The 18,208-nt window shown below is 67.0% G+C and carries 22 protein-coding genes; 16 read left to right on the forward strand and 6 right to left on the reverse strand.

The window, feature by feature from the left end; all coding sequences use genetic code 11:
- Positions 1–18 precede the first annotated feature (18 nt).
- Both OD997_RS02470 and OD997_RS02475 read right to left on the reverse strand, forming a co-directional pair.
- Positions 19–771, reverse strand: a complete 753-nt coding sequence (locus tag OD997_RS02470; protein ID WP_434330210.1) for an MIP/aquaporin family protein — start codon at positions 769–771, stop codon at positions 19–21.
- A 92-nt stretch (positions 772–863) separates the two neighbouring features.
- Positions 864–2,576 carry an FAD-dependent oxidoreductase gene (locus OD997_RS02475; protein ID WP_434330211.1) on the reverse strand — a complete coding sequence of 571 codons (1,713 nt, stop codon included), beginning with the start codon at positions 2,574–2,576 and terminating at the stop codon, positions 864–866.
- 100 nt (positions 2,577–2,676) lie between these two features.
- On the opposite strand from OD997_RS02475, the gene OD997_RS02480 reads away from it, so the two are divergent.
- Positions 2,677–3,648 carry a sugar-binding transcriptional regulator gene (locus tag OD997_RS02480; protein ID WP_056307934.1) on the forward strand — a complete coding sequence of 324 codons (972 nt, stop codon included), beginning with the start codon at positions 2,677–2,679 and terminating at the stop codon, positions 3,646–3,648.
- Positions 3,649–3,650: 2 nt separating this feature from the next.
- On the opposite strand, the gene OD997_RS02485 is transcribed toward OD997_RS02480, so the two are convergent.
- The gene (locus OD997_RS02485) at positions 3,651–4,802 is read right to left on the reverse strand and encodes a glutamate--cysteine ligase (protein ID WP_434330212.1); all 1,152 of its coding nucleotides are present in this window, start codon (positions 4,800–4,802) and stop codon (positions 3,651–3,653) included.
- 209 nt (positions 4,803–5,011) lie between these two features.
- Here OD997_RS02485 and rpsP point away from each other — a divergent pair, with 209 nt between their 5' ends.
- From rpsP to trmD, 4 genes are read left to right on the forward strand one after another with little or no spacing between them, the layout of a single operon-like run.
- Positions 5,012–5,446, forward strand: coding sequence for a 30S ribosomal protein S16 (gene rpsP / locus OD997_RS02490; protein WP_434330213.1), 435 nt, complete (start codon positions 5,012–5,014; stop codon positions 5,444–5,446).
- A gap of 6 nt (positions 5,447–5,452) precedes the next feature.
- Positions 5,453–5,683 carry an RNA-binding protein gene (locus tag OD997_RS02495; RefSeq protein WP_210097820.1) on the forward strand — a complete coding sequence of 77 codons (231 nt, stop codon included), beginning with the start codon at positions 5,453–5,455 and terminating at the stop codon, positions 5,681–5,683.
- A gap of 1 nt (position 5,684) precedes the next feature.
- On the forward strand, positions 5,685–6,287 hold the full coding sequence (gene rimM, locus OD997_RS02500) for a ribosome maturation factor RimM (RefSeq protein ID WP_056307929.1): 603 nt from the start codon (positions 5,685–5,687) through the stop codon (positions 6,285–6,287).
- 20 nt (positions 6,288–6,307) lie between these two features.
- The gene (trmD, locus tag OD997_RS02505; protein ID WP_434332321.1) at positions 6,308–7,018 is read left to right on the forward strand and encodes a tRNA (guanosine(37)-N1)-methyltransferase TrmD; all 711 of its coding nucleotides are present in this window, start codon (positions 6,308–6,310) and stop codon (positions 7,016–7,018) included.
- On the opposite strand, the gene OD997_RS02510 is transcribed toward trmD, so the two are convergent.
- Complete coding sequence (locus OD997_RS02510) at positions 7,015–7,608, reverse strand: histidine phosphatase family protein (protein WP_434330214.1); 594 nt, start codon at positions 7,606–7,608, stop codon at positions 7,015–7,017. The two genes, trmD and OD997_RS02510, sit on opposite strands and share 4 nt — an antisense overlap.
- Positions 7,609–7,677: 69 nt before the next feature.
- Between OD997_RS02510 and OD997_RS02515 the strand changes: the two genes are divergently transcribed.
- Entirely contained in the window at positions 7,678–8,415 is a 738-nt protein-coding gene (locus OD997_RS02515; protein ID WP_434330215.1) for a class I SAM-dependent methyltransferase, read from the forward strand.
- A gap of 15 nt (positions 8,416–8,430) precedes the next feature.
- Here OD997_RS02515 and map read toward each other — a convergent pair whose 3' ends face one another.
- Positions 8,431–9,213, reverse strand: a complete 783-nt coding sequence (gene map, locus OD997_RS02520) for a type I methionyl aminopeptidase (RefSeq protein WP_434330216.1) — start codon at positions 9,211–9,213, stop codon at positions 8,431–8,433.
- 110 nt (positions 9,214–9,323) lie between these two features.
- Between map and OD997_RS02525 the strand changes: the two genes are divergently transcribed.
- The 9 genes from OD997_RS02525 (at position 9,324) to OD997_RS02565 (ending at position 16,326) form a co-directional block, all read left to right on the forward strand.
- Positions 9,324–9,812, forward strand: a complete 489-nt coding sequence (locus OD997_RS02525) for an MFS transporter permease (RefSeq protein ID WP_434330217.1) — start codon at positions 9,324–9,326, stop codon at positions 9,810–9,812.
- Positions 9,813–9,991: 179 nt separating this feature from the next.
- Positions 9,992–10,339, forward strand: coding sequence for a 50S ribosomal protein L19 (gene rplS / locus OD997_RS02530; RefSeq protein ID WP_056311713.1), 348 nt, complete (start codon positions 9,992–9,994; stop codon positions 10,337–10,339).
- A gap of 118 nt (positions 10,340–10,457) precedes the next feature.
- Positions 10,458–11,192: a signal peptidase I gene (gene lepB / locus OD997_RS02535; protein ID WP_434330218.1), complete on the forward strand. Its 735-nt coding sequence runs from the start codon at positions 10,458–10,460 to the stop codon at positions 11,190–11,192.
- Positions 11,189–11,848 (forward strand): ribonuclease HII, encoded by a 660-nt coding sequence (locus tag OD997_RS02540; protein ID WP_434330219.1) that lies wholly within the window; start codon positions 11,189–11,191, stop codon positions 11,846–11,848. The genes lepB and OD997_RS02540 overlap by 4 nt, the downstream gene beginning before the upstream one ends.
- Positions 11,849–11,895: 47 nt before the next feature.
- Positions 11,896–12,222 carry a DUF2469 family protein gene (locus tag OD997_RS02545; RefSeq protein ID WP_042541663.1) on the forward strand — a complete coding sequence of 109 codons (327 nt, stop codon included), beginning with the start codon at positions 11,896–11,898 and terminating at the stop codon, positions 12,220–12,222.
- Between the two features lie 102 nt (positions 12,223–12,324).
- Positions 12,325–12,687, forward strand: coding sequence for a YraN family protein (locus OD997_RS02550; RefSeq protein WP_434330220.1), 363 nt, complete (start codon positions 12,325–12,327; stop codon positions 12,685–12,687).
- The gene (locus tag OD997_RS02555) at positions 12,684–14,210 is read left to right on the forward strand and encodes a YifB family Mg chelatase-like AAA ATPase (protein WP_434330221.1); all 1,527 of its coding nucleotides are present in this window, start codon (positions 12,684–12,686) and stop codon (positions 14,208–14,210) included. Before OD997_RS02550 ends, OD997_RS02555 begins: the two co-directional genes overlap by 4 nt.
- Positions 14,207–15,388: a DNA-processing protein DprA gene (gene dprA, locus OD997_RS02560; RefSeq protein WP_434330222.1), complete on the forward strand. Its 1,182-nt coding sequence runs from the start codon at positions 14,207–14,209 to the stop codon at positions 15,386–15,388. The genes OD997_RS02555 and dprA overlap by 4 nt, the downstream gene beginning before the upstream one ends.
- A gap of 35 nt (positions 15,389–15,423) precedes the next feature.
- Complete coding sequence (locus OD997_RS02565) at positions 15,424–16,326, forward strand: tyrosine-type recombinase/integrase (protein ID WP_434330223.1); 903 nt, start codon at positions 15,424–15,426, stop codon at positions 16,324–16,326.
- Between the two features lie 74 nt (positions 16,327–16,400).
- Here the strand turns inward: OD997_RS02565 and OD997_RS02570 are convergent, their stop codons facing one another.
- Positions 16,401–16,931 carry a murein hydrolase activator EnvC family protein gene (locus tag OD997_RS02570; protein ID WP_434330224.1) on the reverse strand — a complete coding sequence of 177 codons (531 nt, stop codon included), beginning with the start codon at positions 16,929–16,931 and terminating at the stop codon, positions 16,401–16,403.
- A 306-nt stretch (positions 16,932–17,237) separates the two neighbouring features.
- Here OD997_RS02570 and rpsB point away from each other — a divergent pair, with 306 nt between their 5' ends.
- Entirely contained in the window at positions 17,238–18,182 is a 945-nt protein-coding gene (rpsB, locus tag OD997_RS02575) for a 30S ribosomal protein S2 (protein ID WP_434330225.1), read from the forward strand.
- Positions 18,183–18,208 lie beyond the last annotated feature (26 nt).

An 18,208-nucleotide genomic window follows, 5' to 3' on the forward strand; every position in this document is an offset into this window, starting at 1 on the left:
TTGAAGTCAGGTTCGGGTTCAGGCGAGGTTCAGAAGGACGGGTGCGGCGACGGCGGCGAGGACACCACCGATGAGCGGACCGACGACCGGGACCCACGAGTAGGACCAGTCACTGGAACCCTTGCCCTTGATCGGCAGGATGGCGTGGGCGATACGCGGTCCGAGGTCACGCGCAGGGTTGATCGCGTAGCCGGTCGGCCCACCGAGCGAGGCGCCGATGGCGACCACGACGAGTGCGACCGGGAGCGCGCTGAGCGGTCCGAGGCCTCCGGGGGTGCCGATGTCTGCGACGCCGTAGTCCGCGAAGGCGAAGACCGCGAACACCAGGACGAAGGTTCCGATGACCTCGGTGACGAGGTTCCAGCCGTAGGAACGGATCGCGGGGCCGGTCGAGAACACGCCGAGCTTGTTGGCGGCCTCCGGCTCCTCATCGAAGTGCTGCTTGTAAGCGAGCCAGGTGAGGACCGCACCGACGATCGCTCCGAGGAGTTCGGCGCCGGTCGCGACGGCGAACTGCGAGAAGTCGATCTTCCCTCCGACCAGCAGGCCGATGCCGACAGCCGGGTTCAGGATCGCGCCGGAGTATGCGGAGGCGAGGACACCCACGAAGACCGCGAGACCCCATCCCCAGTTGACCATCAGGAAGCCACCGCCGAAGCCCTTGTTCTTCGCGAGGGCGACGTTGGCGACCACACCACATCCGAGGAGGATCAGCATCGCTGTGCCGACGAACTCCGAGAGGAAGTAGAGACCGAGATTCACATCAGTCATGTCTTCATTGACCTTTCTTGAGTGCCAGGGCCCCTTAGCCCTGGCACTTGTTGGGATTTACACCGCGTGGAGGGCGGTGTTCGGATGTCTCGTCAGCCGCGTGTGCGGGACGAGATCTTCAGTCCATGTCGTTCGTTCAGCAGCGTGCGCGTCTGATCCAGTTCGGCATCGTGGCGTGCGCGGTCCCAGTCGAGCAGAGGAGCCAGTGCATCGGCAAGCTCTTCGAGCACATCCGCGTCGGCGTGTCCGGTGAACGCGATGCTGGTTCGGCGCAGGATCACGTCCTGGAGGCGCGCGACCATCTCGTTCTCCACCATCCAGGCGAGCTCGCGCGTCGAGAGGTCGCCACCGGCGAGGGGAGCGTCGTCGCCCTGCTCGATGTACTCCCAGACCTGCGCTGCGCGGGTTCCGTAGCGGGCGAGCAGGCGCTCGGCGCGCTCACCGGCTCCAGAGAGGTTCTCCTGGATCCAGATGCGACGGGCCTTCTCCGTGCGCGGGAAGTCGCGGCCTCCACCGATCGCTCGTCCTGCCGTCGAGACCGTGCGGGTGCGGCCGAGCAGCCCGAGCACGACGTCGGAGAGGGACTCGCCGAGGGCGCGGAACGTCGTCCACTTGCCGCCGACCAGGCTCACGAGAGGCGCTGCACCCTTCTCGTCGACCTCGATGCGGTAGTCGCGCGACACGAAGCCAGGAGCGGTGTCCTCGTGGCGGGGAAGCGGGCGGATGCCGGAGAAGTTGTAGACGATCTGCTCGCGCGTCACGTCGATCTGCGGGAAGACGTGGTGGATGAGGTCGAAGAAGTAATCGATCTCCTCCTCGGTGCAGACCGGAACCTCGCGAGGGTCGGCGTCGATGTCGGTCGTGCCGACCAGAACGCGTCCCTTGAGCGGATAGATCAGCACGATGCGGCCGTCGGAGTGCTCGAAGAAGATCTCGCGTCCGCGGGTCGCCTCGAGGAGCTCGGGGTGGTCGAGCACGATGTGCGAGCCCTTGGTGCCGCCCATGAAGCGGGTGTCGGTGCCGAGGGCGTCGTTCGTGAGGTCGGTCCAGGGGCCGGAGGCGTTGACGACGACGTCGGCGGTGACGGTGAACTCGGTGCCGCTCTCGCGGTCGCGGAGCACGACATTCGCGCCGTCGCGCGCGACGGCCTCGACGTAGTTCAGGGCAACGGCGCCGCCCGGATGTGCGGCTCGTCCGTCCTGCAGGACATCGAGCGCGAGACGCTCGGGGTCGTGCATCGACGCGTCGTAGTACGTCGCCGTGTACTTGATGTTCGGGTCGAGCGAGGGGAGTTCGGCCAGGGAGCGCTTGCGACCGAGGAACCGGTGACGGGGGACCATCCCGCCGTCGCGCGAGAACGTGTCGTAGATCGTGAGGCCGACCTTGATGAGGAAGGCGCCGCGCTCCTGGGGCTTGCCGCTCTTGTGCGTGAGGAAGCGCAGGGGAGCGGACAGGATGCCCGAGAAGGTCGAGTAGATCGGGATCGTCGTCTCGAGCGGCTTCACGTAGTGAGGCGCGATCTTGAGCAGACCGTTGCGCTCCTCGACGGATTCGCGGACCAGTCGGAACTCGCCGTTCTCGAGGTAGCGGATGCCGCCGTGGATCATGTGGCTCGACGCCGCCGACGCGCCCGAGGCGAAGTCTCCGCGTTCGACGAGCAGGACATCCACGCCCTGCAGTGCGAGGTCACGGAACGTGGAGATGCCGTTGATCCCCGCTCCGATGACAAGGACGGTCGTGCGTCCCGATTCACGGACTGCGCGGACTTCGGCGCGTTCCGGTGATGAGTGTGTCGACTCGATCATCTTCGACCCTTCTCTGTGCGTGCCCCCAGCTTCGACCCATGTGGCCAGCGCGCGCAAGCCCGTTGCACATATGTGCAAAGATCGAGGCGAGGAGGTCGTCATGAGCCACTCTGACGCAGGATCACGCGACTCGAAGCTGATCGCCGCGCTCACTGCAGCGCAGCTCTACTACATGCAGGACAAGACGATGGAGGTCATCGCGCAGGAGCTCAAGACCTCGAGGTCGTCGGTTTCGCGACTCCTCAGCTTCGCCAGGGAGAGCGGTCTCGTCGACATCCGGATCAATTCGCCGCTGGAACGGCTCGGGATGCTGGAGCAGCACATCAGGGATCGCTACCGGGTCGTCGCGCACGTCGTTCCGATTCCCGAGATCGTCAGTGAAGTGGAGCGCCTCGAGCGCGTCGCGCTCACCGCCGGGCGGCTGCTGTCGCAGTTCGTCGACTCGAACATGATCGTCGGCGTCGCCTGGGGGTCGACGATCAGCGCCGTCAGTCGTGGTCTCACGCAGAAGGAGACGCACAACACGACGTTCGTGCAGCTCAACGGCGCGGGCAACACCCAGACCAGTGGCGTCGAGTACTCGAGCGACATCCTGCAGCGGTTCGGCAGTGCATTCGGCGCGCAGGTGCAGCAGTTCCCGGTGCCGGCGTTCTTCGATGACCCGTCGACGCGCGAGGCGATGTGGCGGGAGCGCAGCACGCGTCGTGTGCTCGATCTGCAGTCGAAGATGGACATCGCCGTGTTCAGCCTCGGCTCGCCTGCCGCGGAGGTGCCCAGCCGGGTCTACGTCGGCGGGTACCTCGGTCGCGACGACTACCGGAGCCTGCGTGAGGACCACGCGATCGGCGACGTGGCGACGGTGTTCTTCCGGGCGGACGGTTCATGGAGGGACATCCGCGTGAACGCGCGGGCCACCGGCCCGGGGCTCGACCGGCTGCGCCGCGTGCCCAGACGAGTGTGCGTGGTCTCGGGCGTGCCGAAGCTCGTGAGCCTGCGCGCGGCGATCGCCGCCGAGCTGATCACGGACGTGGTGCTCGACGAGGGCCTGGCGCGGCGACTCGTCGAGGACTGAGCTCAGTCTTCTTCCGTCGAGGCCTCGGGGCCCGAGCGGAACTCGCGGATGAGATGCTGCACGACAGCCCCCAGATCTCCGCCGGTCGCATTCGCGATCGTCAACTGACGTTCGTAGCTCGCACCGTCGTTCAGGATGGTCCCGATGCTGCCGAACTCGCGCACGCATCCGAGCTCCACGGCGACCGGGGCCAGGTCCTCGATCACCTGAGCGAGATGGTCGCGGACAGGGCGCTGCGTGCCGGCAGCGTCGACGATCACGCGAGCATCGAGGCCGTAGCGCGCTGCACGCCACTTGTTCTCGCGGTGGTACCACGCCGGCATCTGCGGCAGGGTCCGGCCCTCGTCGAGCTCTCGTGAGAGGTGTTCGACGAGCACCTGGACCAGAGCAGCGACGGCGGCGAGCTCCGGCAGGGTCGACAGGCCGTCGCACGCGCGGATCTCGATGGTGCCCCAGCGTGGCGCAGGACGGATGTCCCACCGCACCTCCGTGGCGTCGGCCATGACACCGGTGCGGACCATGTCGTCGAGGTAGGCCTCGTACTCCGACCAGTCCTGAAGGGGCCAGGGGAGTCCTGCGGTGGGCAGCTGCTGGAAGACGAGTGCGCGGTTAGAAGCGTATCCTGTGCGCTCTCCGGCCCAGAACGGGCTCGACGCCGCGAGCGCCTGAAGGTGGGGGAGGTAACCCGAAAGGGCGTTGATGATCGGGATGACCTTGCGCTGATCCTCGACCCCGATGTGCACGTGGATGCCCCAGATCATCATGTTGCGACCCCACCACTGGGTCCGCTCGATCAGGGTGTGATAGCGGGTCTTGTCGGTCACCTCCTGGTCGTACCACTGGGCGAACGGGTGGCTGCCGGCGGAGAGCAGCTCGATGCCCGCGGGGTCGGTGGCGGTTCGCACGGCTGCGATCGCATTGGCGATGTCGTCGACCGCGTGCGCGACGGAGTCGCCGATGCCGCTGGTGACCTCGATGGTGTTGGTGAGCAGCTCGCCGGTCACGGTGTGCCGCTCATCCTCACTCTCTGCTTCCAGTGCCGAGAGCAGCTCCGGCGCACGACCCACCAGATCACCGCTCACCGGATCGGCGAGCATGATCTCCCACTCCAGGCCGACGGTGGACCGCGCGGATGGCGCGAAATCGAGCTTCACGAGCACAGTCTGACACGCGCTGTCGGCGACACGGCAACCGCCATGTCGCCGCGTTTCGCGCCTGGGCCGCGCATCTGGCAGAATAGAAGGTCGGACGACCTGCTCGACCCTCTATCCAGCATTCGTCCTCCCTCTTTGAGCTTCCGCCGGGTGTGCACCCCACTCTCCAGGCGACCGGTTCGTCAACTTCCACACAATTCAGGAGAATCGTGGCTGTCAAGATTCGTCTCAAGCGCCTGGGCAAGATCCGTGCGCCGTACTACCGCATCGTCGTCGCCGACTCGAAGACCAAGCGCGATGGTCGCGTGATCGAGGAGATCGGCAAGTACCACCCCACTGAGGAGCCCTCGTTCATCGAGATCGACTCCGAGCGTGCGCAGTACTGGCTCTCCGTCGGCGCGCAGCCGACCGAGCAGGTCGCCGCCCTTCTCAAGATCACGGGCGACTGGGGCAAGTTCAAGGGCGACAAGGACGCGAAGTCCACGCTCAAGGTCAAGGAGCCCAAGGTTCCGTTCGAGATCGACGCGTCCAAGAAGTCCGTCGTCAAGCCCAAGGCTGAGAAGAAGGTGGAGGCTCCCGCTGAGGAGGCTCCCGCCAAGGCCGACGCGGAGGCCTCTGAGGCTCCCGCAGCCGACTCGGAGTAATCCGTCGTGCTCGCCGCCGCGCTCGAACACATCGTCAAGGGGATCGTCGATCACCCGGATGATGTGCGTATCAACTCGTCCACCTCGCCGCGAGGCGATCTCCTCGAGGTGCGTGTGCACCCCGATGATCGTGGACGCGTGATCGGGCGCGGCGGCCGCACCGCCAAGGCACTGCGTACGCTCATCTCCGCGCTGGCTGATGGGCGTCGTGTCCGCGTCGACGTCGCGGACGACTGACGTGGTGGCGAAAGATCGCAACCAGGGCAAGAACCAGCTGCGCGTAGGGCGTCTCGTCAAGGCCCACGGCCTCAAGGGCGCGCTCAAGCTGGAGCTCTATACCGACAACCCGGAGCGCCGTTTCACTCCGGGAGCCGAGTTCACGTTGCAGGTGCCCGAGGCATCTCCGTGGCACGGCAAGACTGTCGTCGTCCGCGAGTACCGGGTGATGAACGGCAACCCGGTCGTGTTCCTCGAGGACGTCGACGACCGCGAGGGTGCCGAGACACTCGTCCGCGCGATCCTCTGGATCGATCAGGACGACGACGAGGTCGAGGACGACGCATGGTTCGACCACCAGCTCGTCGGTCTCGACGTGGTCCGCGACGAGGTCGTCGTCGGCAAGGTCGTGCGCGTGGAGCATTTCCCCGCCCAGGATCTCCTGATCGTCCGATCCGGCGATCAGGACATCATGGTGCCCTTCGTCCAGGCGATCGTCCCCAGCGTCGACGTCCGAGCGGGGCGCGTCATCGTGACTCCGCCTCCCGGCCTCTTCGAAGAGCTCCCGGACCCGACCGACACAGCGGATGCGGGAGAGTCCTCGGACTCCGACGCTTCCGAGTGACCGCCGGGACGGTTCCTCCCGTGCGCATCGACGTCCTCTCCATCTTCCCGTCGTACTTCGACGGATTGACGCTCTCCCTCCTCGGGAGGGCGCAGAGCGCCGGCATCCTCGATCTCCGCGTGCGCGATCTACGCGAGTGGACGTCCGATCGTCACCGCACCGTCGACGACACCCCGTACGGCGGTGGTGCCGGGATGGTCATGAAGCCCGAGCCCTGGGGCCTCGCGCTCGACGAGCTCGCGTCATCGAGCGACGAGGCGACGCAGACTCGACCCACGATCATCTTCCCCTCGCCGGCCGGTGAGGTCTTCACTCAGGCCACCGCACGCGACCTGAGCACCCGCGATCACCTGATCTTCGGCTGCGGCCGGTACGAGGGCATCGACGAGCGGGTCTTCGAGTACGCGGCGTCGCTGGGTGAGGTCCGTCTCGTCAGCCTGGGAGACTACGTCCTCAACGGCGGCGAGGTGGCGACCATGGCGATGATCGAGGCCATCGGACGCCTGATCCCCGGAGTGGTCGGCAATCCCGAGAGCCTGGTCGAGGAGTCCCACGAGGACGGCCTGCTCGAGTACCCGTCGTACACGAAGCCGTCGGTCTGGCGCGATCGCTCGGTGCCCGACGTGCTGCTGAGCGGCAACCACGCGGTCATCGCCGCGTGGCGGCGCGAGCAGCAGCTCGAGCGCACGCGTCGCCGTCGTCCCGACCTGCTTGCGGAAGACGACGCCTAGAGCATCGTCTCGATGCCGTGGTCGATCTCGAACACGACGTCCTGCGGATGCCGGAGGGACAGGGCGGATGCCGCATCCAGGCCTCGGAGGTCGCCCCGGAGCATCCTGCCGAGCATCTCGTGGCTCACCAGGAGCGGGATGCCGGCCGTCGCCCATCCGCACGATGACAGCGCCCGGCGTGCTCGCGCCCGCGCCTGCGCATAGCTCTCCCCTCCGGGGAAGGCCCATCCATAGCGGTTCGCTGCGCGGTCCTCGCGCGCGGTGGGGAATCGTCGATCGATCTCATCCCAGGTCAGGCCGGCCATGTCGCCGTGGTGGACCTCCGCGAGCTCAGGGACCTCGACGAGATCGGCACCGAGGCGATCGGCGATGATGACGGCGGTTCGCAGCGCCCGGCCGAGCGGGCTCGAGCACACCGTCGTGATCCCTCGTCCGGAGAGGCGCTCGGCGATGCTCCTCGCCTGGCGTACGCCGTCGTCTGTCAGCGGCGAATCCAGTTGCCCCTGCAGACGGTGTTCCAGGTTCCACCGGGTCTGCCCGTGCCTCACCAGGAACAGGTGCTCAGGCACGCGGCGGTCCTGCGGAATCATGCACTCAGGATGGCATAGTCGCACCGATCGCGGCGGAGCGATCTCACCCTCGGCTGATACCGTCGGAGCATGGTCGACGAGGTTCTCGCGAAGTCATTCGAACGCATCGGCGCGGATTACGACCGCTACCGGCCGGGTTTCCCGCAGGCTTCGGCAGACCTGATCATGCCTACGCCCGTGCGTGCTGCGCTCGATCTCGGAGCCGGCACCGGGAAGTTCACGGAACTGCTCCAGGGGCGGGCCGAGCGCGTCGTCGCTGTCGAACCGTCGTCGGCGATGCTGGACGTCCTGACGGTCAAGCTCCCCGCCGTCGAGGCGCTGCAGGGAAGTGCCGAGCGGATCCCGGTCGGTGACAGCAGCGTGGACGTCGTGACCGTCGCTCAGGCCCTCCACTGGTTCGATCGAGTGGCCGCGTGTGCGGAGATCGCTCGAGTGCTCGTGCCCGGCGGTGCCCTCGGGTTGGTCTGGAACCACTCCGACCCGGAGAGCGCCTGGGACAGAGCGGCGCATCGCATCGCACACCCCGCGGTGGCCGAGGAGGACGGCACCACGAGCTCGGCCGCCGACGAGCTGCCCGGCTTCGTCCACGTCCGACACGAGCAGATCCACTGGACGGAGCGAATCCGGCGGGAGGGCTATCTTCGGCGATGGTCGACGGTGAGCAGCTTCCTCGTGGCGGATGACGACGAACGCGCGCGCATGTTCGCCGAGATCGAGGCCGTCCTGGACGCCGATCCTGAAACTCGTGGGCGCGACGAGTTCGACCTTTCCCTCGTGACGGACGTGTTCCTCTACCGACGCGCCTGACGCGAGGGCGTGTGATCAGTCGACCCCGAGGAATGTGCGGTCGGTGAGGATGATCGGGCCGTCGGCCGTGACGGCTACCGTGTGCTCCGAATGAGCACCTCGGGAGCCGTCGACGCTGCGAAGCGTCCAGCCGTCGGGGTCGGTGATGAGCTCGTCGGTCGTCTGGAGCAGCCAGGGCTCGAGTGCGAACACGAGTCCCTCGCGCAGCGGGAAGCCGCGCCCTGCGCGCCCGTCGTTCGGGACATGCGGGTCACCGTGCATGATTCGGCCGACGCCGTGCCCGCCGAAGTCGGTGTTGATCGAGTACCCCTCGCCGTGTGACACGGCGGCGATCGCGGCCGAGATGTCGCCGATCCGGTTGCCCACGACGGCAGCCGCGATCGCGGCATCGAGGGCGCGCTCGGTCGTGTCGATGAGTCTGAGGTCCTCGTCGCGGGGAGTGCCGACGATGAAGGAGACGGCCGAGTCGGCGACCCACCCGTCGACGGACACGGCGAAGTCGAGCGAGACCAGGTCCCCGTCGCGCAGTGTGTAGTCGTGGGGGAGTCCGTGGAGCACCGCGTCGTTGATCGATGTGCAGATCACCTTGCCGAACGGGCTCGCGCCGAACGAGGGGTGGTAGTCGATGTAGCACGACTCCGCTCCCGCCTTCCGGATCATGTCGTGCGCTCGTCGATCGATCGACAGCAGGTTGGTGCCGACCTTCGTCTCGTCGCGCAGGGTCGCCAGGGTCTCAGCCACGAAGCGCCCCGCGGCGCGCATCTCATCGATCTCGGCAGGGGTGCGCAGTTCGATCATCGGGTGTCCTCTCGTCCTCTCCATTCTCGCCGATGCGTGCACCTCCGGCGTCCGCGCGCTCACAGCGAACACCGGGGCAGGGGCGAAGGGGGCGTCGTACGATCTGTGACATGTGGTTGCGTCAGGCGTTCTTCCGGTGGTTGGTTCCGGCCGCGTTCCTCCTGCCGCTCTGGCTCCTGATCGGCTGGGGAGTCCTCCAGGGCGGGTGGACGATCCTCTGGGTCCTCTTCATCGCGATCCCGTCCGTGTTCGTTGGGCAGCTTCTGCTCACTCTCCTCACACGATCCCGCCCTTCGGTGCGCGCCGATCGTGCCGTGTCCTGGTGGGACGTCGGAGGATTCACCCTCTGGCATGGTCTGACGATCGCCGTCGGGTGCTTCATCGACGGCGCATTCGGCTGGCTGCTCGCCGCCGCGATCGTCGTCGGCATCGGCCTCGTGTGGCTGCAGCTGTGGCAGCTGTGGAACGAGGCCAAGGGCAGCGGTGCGCGATTCCGCGAGACCATCGCCTGGTCCACCGTCCCCGGCGTCGATGAGCCGGCGCCCGCGACGCGTGCGCACGAGGTCATCGTGGTGCGGGAGCGCGACGCCAGGGAGTGACACCGCACTTCGCGTTGTTTTGGCCGTGCGCGGCATCCATGGCAGAATGAATGTTTGTGCCGTGACCGGTTCTGCCTCAGGGGAGCCCGCGGACGCTTAGGCGCCGTTCAGCACACACCCCTTCTTGTTCCTTCCTACATCATGCATCCGTCCTGAGGCGAGTGCAGAGAGAGACGATCATGCAGATCCTCGACGCCGTCGACGCAGCATCGCTGCGTTCCGACGTTCCCGTATTCAACCCCGGTGACACGGTCAACGTGCACGTGAACATCACCGAGGGCACCCGCTCGCGTATCCAGGTCTTCAAGGGCGTCGTCATCGGCCGCCAGGGCGATGGTGTGCGCGAGACCTTCACCGTTCGCAAGATCAGCTTCCAGGTCGGCGTCGAGCGTACGTTCCCGGTGCACTCCCCGGTGATCGACCACATCGAGGTCGTCACCCGCGGTGACGTGCGTCGCGCGAAGCTCTACTACCTCCGCCAGCTGCGTGGCAAGAAGGCGAAGATCAAGGAGAAGCGCTTCAACTGACGCGCATGTTCTCCACAGCACCCCGGGACACGATGTCCCGGGGTGCTGTGTTTTCCGCCGGGTGTGCGACCCTAGTTACTGCCGTCTCCGAGCGGTGTGAGACTGTGAAGGAACCTTGATGACGACTGACTCCGCGCCTGCGTCCACGCCACCGATCAAACGTCGTCGTGGATTCCTCGTGTTCCTGCGCGACGTGCTCGTGATCATCGTCATCGCCGCGCTCGTCTCCTTCGTGGTCAAGACGTTCGTCGTCCGCTCTTTCTACATCCCGTCGGCATCCATGGAGCGCACACTGCTCGTCAACGACCGGATCCTCGTCGATGAGCTCACACCGCGCTGGACCTCGTATGAGCGTGGCGACGTCGTGGTGTTCAAAGACCCGGGTGGCTGGCTCGACGGGCAGGTGCAGACTCCCGCGCAGCCCCCGCTCATCCAGGCATTCGACTGGGTCCTGAACATGGTCGGCATCTCCGCGACCGACTCGCAGGACCATCTGGTCAAGCGCGTGATCGGGCTTCCCGGCGATCATGTCGTCTGCTGCAACGCACTCGGCCAGCTCACCATCAACGGGGCCCCGATCGACGAGTTGAGCTATCTCAACCTTCCTGACGGCGACACGGCAGCCTCGAACGAGCCGTTCGACGTCGTCGTGCCGGAAGGATCGATCTGGGTGCTGGGCGACAATCGCGATCGATCGCGCGATTCGCGCGCGCACCAGGACCTTCCCAGCGGCGGCTTCGTCCCCCTCGAGAATCTCGTGGGCAAGGCGTTCCTCACGACCTGGCCCTTCGACCGCATGGGGACCATCGACGGACATCACGACAGCTTCAACGGCGTTCCGGACTCAGAATGACCGTCGTCGCACCCAAGCTCACCCTGGAGCGTCGACTGCTGACCGAGTGCGACCTCATCATCTCCCTCGACGAGGTGGGACGTGGGGCGCTGGCCGGTCCCGTGGCGGTCGGAGCCGCGGCGATGGACGCCGCCGGATCACGCCGCCGAGTCCCCGAGGGTCTCCGTGACTCGAAGCTCGTCACGGAGAAACGCCGGCCCGACGTCGCCGCGAGAGCGGCCGCCTGGGTCCAGGCGTCCGGCGTCGGGTGGGCGAGTTCGTCGGAGGTCGACGAAGTCGGCATCATGCGTGCGCTGGGACTCGCGGCGTCTCGAGCCGTGCAGAGCATCGTCGACCAGGGCATCGCGATCGAGAGCGCAGTCGTGCTCCTGGATGGCAACCACGACTACGTGTCTGCCGTCCATCCCGTGCCGCTTCGCGTCCGTCCGGTGATCAAGGCGGACAGGGACTGCGCGTCGGTCTCCGCGGCGTCCGTGATCGCGAAGGTCGCGCGGGACACCTACATGGCTGAGCTTCACGAAGGCCATCCGGCCTACCAATGGGACAGGAACAAGGGCTACGCGAGTCTGGAGCACCGTGGTGCGATCCGCGCTCTCGGGCTGTCCCCGCATCATCGTTCCTCCTGGGCGATCGCCGATGCTCCGACGCTGTTCTGAGGCTCCGTGCGGCATCGATGCGCCGCCGACTCTAGGATGGAGACATCATGGATGAGGAAGCCTTCGACGACTACGACCGCGAGCTCGAGCTCGCGCTGTTCCGCGAATACCGTGACGTCGTCGCGCAGTTCCAGTACGTGGTCGAGACCGAGCGCCGGTTCTATCTGGCCAACGAGGTCAATGTCGTGCGCCGCGACACCGAGCACGACTTCTACTTCGAGATCTCGATGAGCGACGTGTGGGTGTGGGACATCTACCGCGCCGACCGCTTCGTGAAGGCCGTGCGCGTGCTCACCTTCAAGGACGTCAACGTCGAAGAACTCCAGCGCCGCGAGTTCGAGCTGCCGCAGGAGCTGTCGCTCGACGGGGAATGACCCCTTCTGCACAGTCGCTCGTTCTGACGGGCTCTCCCTGCACGCCGGGCGAACGGCACATCCGCCGCGAAGATCATCGACTGCGGTCGGCAGTCTGTCGTCATGGCAGCGAAAGACGACCTCGGCAGAGCCGGTGAAGAGCAGGCGGTTCGGTACCTGAAGACTCTCGGGTACAGGATCCTCGATCGCAACTGGCGGTGTGCTCAGGGAGAGATCGACATCGTCGCATCCCACGGCGCGCACCTCGCCGTCGTCGAAGTGAAGACGAGACGAAGCGATTCCTTCGGTCATCCGTTCGAGGCGGTGGACGCTCGCAAGCTGCGCCGCCTGTGGCAACTGGCTCACGCCTGGGCTGCGGACCATGCCGAGAGCGCGCAAGGGATGACCATCCGGATCGATGCGATCGGGATCATCGGCGCGGACCCCTCGTGTGCCACACTCGAGCATCTCGTGGCACTGTCGTGACGACGGCGCGAACCTGGGCCGTCGCCCTGACGGGTGTCGACGGCCACATGGTCGAGGTGGAAGCGGACCTGTCGAAACAGACCCCTGACTTCAAGATCATCGGTCTCCCCGACAAGTCGCTCGCAGAAGCCGTGCAGCGCGTGCACAATGCGTGCAAGAACAGCGCGCTCGATCTTCCACGCCGCCGACTGACGGTCAACCTCTCACCGGCGAGCCTTCCCAAACAGGGCTCCGGCTTCGACCTGAGCATCGCTGTGGCGGCACTCGCGGCCGGCGGCTCGTTGTCACCGCGTTCCATCGCTCGAACCGTGCATCTCGGCGAGCTCGGATTGGACGGAAGGCTTCGCCCGGTACCCGGCGTCCTGCCCGCTGTGTTCGCGGCAGCCCGGGCGGGGTTCGACACGGTGATCGTCCCCTCCGCGAACGAGGCAGAGGCAGCGCTCGTGCCTGATATCGAGGTGCGCGCCGCCACGACGCTCTCGCAGGTGGCTGTGTGGCACGGAGCCGAAGTCGCCGTGCTCGAGGTCGACCCGGTCGTCATGACCGCCGCCGCCCACGAGCCTGTCGAGTCGTTGGACCTGTCCGAGGTCGTGGGTCAGGAGGACGCTGTCCAGGCACTCATCGTCGCGGCTGCCGGCGGCCACCACATGCTCCTCAGCGGGCCACCGGGTGCGGGCAAGACGATGCTCGCAAGGCGTCTCCCCGGCATTCTGCCGAGCCTCACCGAGGAGGAAGCGCTGGAGGTGGCGTCGATCCGCTCCCTCACCGGTGACTCCGTGCGGCGACTGGATGTCACTCCGCCGATCGAATCGCCGCATCACAGCGCGTCGGTGGCTGCGCTCGTGGGTGGAGGATCGCGCGCGGTCAGGCCCGGCGCCATCTCGCGAGCGCACCGCGGGGTGCTCTTCCTCGACGAAGCCGCAGAGTTCTCACGTGTCGCACTCGACGCACTGAGACAGCCACTCGAATCCGGCTCGATCGAGGTGAGTCGATCAGGGGTGACTGCGCTGTTCCCGGCACGGTTCCAGCTGGTCCTCGCCATGAATCCGTGCCCGTGCGGCAATTACGGGGTCCGGGGTTCCGAGTGCGTGTGCCCGTCATTGGCGATCCGCAGATACGCCACGAGGCTTTCGGGCCCGTTGCGCGACCGCGTCGACATCGAACTGCACGTGGCGCGTGTATCCGCAGTCCAGGCGATGGCCGAACGGACTCCCGTAACGACTGCCCTGGCCGGCGAACGCGTCGTCGGGGCCCGAGAACGGGCCGTCGCACGCTGGCAAGGAACATCGTGGCGTCGCAACGGCGAAGTGCCCGGTGCGCGGTTGCGTCAGCCCGATCTGCGACTCGCGGCGTCTGCCCGAGCACCGCTCGACCGTGCGTTGGAACGGGGCGCGCTCACCCTTCGGGGCTACGACCGCGTTCTGAGACTGGCGTGGACGATGGCGGACCTGGAGGGGATCGACAAGCCCGGGCGCGACGAGGTCGGACGTGCGTTGTTTCTGAAGAGGGGATACACATCATGATCGAATCGCTGAGGCAAGACCCCGATGTCCGTGCGGCGCTCGACGAGATGCGGCCCCGCGGGGAGCATGCGGAAGCGCTCGAGAGGGTCGCATGGTCGGTTCTCGCGGAACCGGGCGACGGCGTGGCGGGCGCTCTCATCGCAGAGCTCGGCGCTCACGATGCCCTGGATCTCGCACTTGCAGATCGAAATAGTGCGCCGTCGGGGGCGGGCGGACGGGCACTCGCTGAGGGACGCGCGAGATGGAGGGCGCGTGCTGATACGCGAGCCGTCGCGGAGGCGATTCGAGGTGCGCGCGATGTCGGAGCGAGACTTCTCCTTCCTGGCGACGCGAGCTGGCCGATCGCTCTTGACGACCTCGGCGAGCACGCGCCCACACTGCTCTGGGTGCGAGGCGACCCGATGCTCCTCTCCGCCGAGCCTCGCGTCGCGATCATCGGTGCTCGTGCGGCGAGCGGCTACGGGGAGATGCTCGCCGCAGAGTTCGCAGGTGACCTCGCCATGAGCGGCGCGGTCGTCGTCTCAGGTGGTGCCTACGGCATCGACGGCGCCGCCCACCGGGCGGCGCTCGGCGTGGATGGCCGCACAGTCGCGTTCCTGGCCGGCGGAGTCGATCGCGCCTACCCCCAAGGACATAGGGAGCTGCTACGACGCATCGTCGACACGGGCGCCGTGGCGAGTGAGGTGCCGTGCGGCACTGCGCCGACCAAATGGCGATTCCTGGCGAGGAATCGGCTCATAGCCGCAGTAAGCCAGGCGACGGTCGTCGTCGAGGCGGGCTGGCGCAGTGGATCGCTCAACACCGCAGGGCACGCGGCAGCGCTGGGTCGCCCGCTCGGGGCAGTGCCGGGTCCTGTCACGTCTGCGGCATCCGCCGGATGTCACCGCCTTCTGCGCGAGTATGACGCGCGCTGCGTGACCACTCCTGCGGAGATCCGCGAACTCTGGGGAGGCACACTGCCGGCGGTGGAAGACCGTGAACGATCCGACCCCGATCAAGTGCGGTTGCTCGATGCGATCACCGGTCGCTCGTCGCTACCGGTTCTCGAGATCTGTCGGCGCTCGGGACTCGCGCCCGACAAGGTGAGTGCGATGCTCGGAGTCCTTGAGCTGGACGGCGTGGTCAGACGCGTCGAAGGCGGGTGGCGCAAGGCAGGTGAAGTCGGGCGGCGCGGCTGACGCGATGCTGCTGCCCGCTCCTGCAAGCTGGATCCATGGAGTTCGCGGCTGCGGCGCAGGCCTTCACCGATCACCTCGAGCAGGTGCGGAGGCTGTCGCCCGCGACGGTTCGGGCATACCGGTCGGACCTGCACGATCTCGCCCTGACGATCGGGGAGCTCGGCGTGGAAGACATGTCGCTCGAGACTCTGCGGGACTGGCTCTGGCGGGCTACCCAGCGCGGTGACGCCCGCTCGACTCTCGCGCGACGAGCGGCCGCAGCCCGGTCGTTCTTCGCCTGGGCGCACGAACACGAGCTCATCCCTCACGATCCGAGCCTGCGTCTCGTCGCACCGAAGCGCGGACGTACTCTGCCGACGATCGCCTCCCAGGATGCAATGACCACCCTCCTCGACGTGCAACGGACGGCAGCGTCGACAGGGGAGCCGGGCCAGCTGCGGGACCATGCGATCCTCGAGCTCCTCTACGGCGCTGGCATCCGTGTCTCCGAGCTCTGTGGACTTGACGTCGACGATCTCGACCTCGACCGCGGCACCGCCCGCGTCCTCGGCAAAGGATCCAAGGAGCGCGTGGTCCCGTTCGGCGCCCCGGCGAGAGACGCGATCGGCGCCTACCTCACCCGTGGTCGGCCCGTGCACGTCGCGCGGGCCGCACGCCCTACTCCCGCCCTGTTCCTGGGTACGCGGGGTGCGCGGGTGGGCCCCCGAGCCGTGTACTCGCTCGTCGCAGAGGTGCTCGCGCCCTACGTCGGGGCCGACACGGTCGGGCCGCACGCCCTCAGGCACACCGCGGCGACGCACCTGCTCGACGGCGGTGCCGACCTGCGGGCGGTGCAGGAGATTCTGGGACACGCCAGCCTCGGCACCACCCAGATCTACACGCACGTATCCGCTGAACGGCTCACGGCCACCTATCGACTGGCGCATCCGCGAGCGTGAGGCCTCTTGAGGGAGGCGTCGCCGGGACGTCACGAGGACGTTGGAAGCGACCTACCGCGACGAGCCGGCGTGGCTCACAGGGGATCGCAGCAGGGGAGGAGCACGGCGCGCGGCACCTCTCCGAACAGGAGCATGGGGTTGACGTAATCGCCATCGAATCGCACGCCGAGATGCATCGTGCCCGGCGACGCATGGCCGCCCGATGCGACGATGCCGATCTCGTCACCGGCGGCCACGATGTCTCCGGGGGAGAGATCGGAGGTCACCGGCTCGAACGTCGACACGTACCCGCCCGGGTGTTCGATCGTGATCAGCGGACGGTCCACCACGGTTCCGCGGAACGCTATGACTCCGTCAGCCGGTGCGCGGACGGTACCGCTCTGTGCTGAGACGATGTCGACGCCGCGGTGTCCGGTTCCGTACTCGTGCGCCGGCGCCCGATACGGCTTCGCGACCGCGCGCGCTGCGTCGAACGGCCACGTCCAGGGCGGGGAGGTGGACGCTGTGGTGGCGGATGGCGTGCGAGCGTTCGCAGGGACATACGAGCCGACGCTCAGCAGGGCGACGAACAGGATGATGGCGAGGATGCGACGACGGATGGCCATCGGGCCATCATCCGGGTGTCCCGCCGCGCTCGAGCGGACGTCGGGCGAATCGTCGCAGAAAGTGCGCAGAACCCCCGGGCGCGCTTCGCGGTGCAGGGCCAGTGGCGTCCGAGCATCCTGTATGCTGGGGGAGCACCTCGATCTCGGGGTGACTACGCGTGCCCAGAGCGACTCCGGTCGTGGCATCCACTCCCACAGGTCCTGCTTCCGAGCAGGCGGGTGTGCGCCGGGCACCAGGAAGTTCGATCGTCCGATCGACTTGACAACCTCAATGGCGCAGAACCGCGCCGGAACAAGGAGACGACCATGGCTGTGGTCACCATCCGCCAGCTGCTCGACAGCGGCGTGCACTTCGGACACCAGACCCGTCGGTGGAACCCGAAGGTCAAGCGCTTCATCCTCACCGAGCGCAGCGGCATCCACATCATCGATCTGCAGCAGTCGCTCGGCTACATCGACAAGGCCTACGACTTCGTCAAGGAGACCGTCGCCCACGGTGGCACGATCCTCTTCGTCGGCACGAAGAAGCAGGCTCAGGAGATCCTCGCCGAGCAGGCGACCCGCGTGGGTCAGCCCTTCGTCAACCAGCGCTGGCTCGGTGGGCTCCTCACCAACTTCCAGACGATCTCCAAGCGTCTCGCACGCATGAAGGAGCTCGAGGAACTCGACTACGAGACCCCGGCGAACAGCGGCTTCACGAAGAAGGAGCTGCTTCTCAAGAAGCGCGAGCTCGACAAGCTGCACAAGTCGCTCGGCGGTATCCGCAACCTCACCAAGACGCCGTCCGCCATCTGGGTCGTCGACGCCAAGCGTGAGCACCTCGCCATCGACGAGGCCAAGAAGCTCGGTATCCCCGTGATCGGCATCCTCGACACGAACGCCGATCCGGACGACTTCCAGTACCCGATCCCCGGCAACGACGACGCGATCCGCTCGGTCTCGCTGCTCACCCGCATCATCGCGGACGCCGCGGCAGAGGGCCTGCAGCAGAAGCACAACCCCGAGACGGGCGACGCTGAGCCGCTCGCCGACTGGGAGAAGGAGCTTCTCGAGGCTCCCGTTCAGGAGTCTGCTGACGCAGCAGAGGTCGTCGAGACCGCTGCCGACGAGGCTGCTGTCGTCGAGACGCCTGCTGCCGATGAGACCGCTGCCGACGAGGCCGGTGCTGAGGCACACGACGAGGCGATCGCCGCCGCTTCCGGTGAGGAGACCGCTGAGGTCGCCGCCGCCGAGGCAGCAGACGCCAAGTAATTCCGCGACCACCACACACATCACGA

Origin of the sequence: Microbacterium sp. CGR1 (genome assembly GCF_051062835.1) — a bacterium.
In the GTDB taxonomy this organism is placed as follows: domain Bacteria; phylum Actinomycetota; class Actinomycetes; order Actinomycetales; family Microbacteriaceae; genus Microbacterium.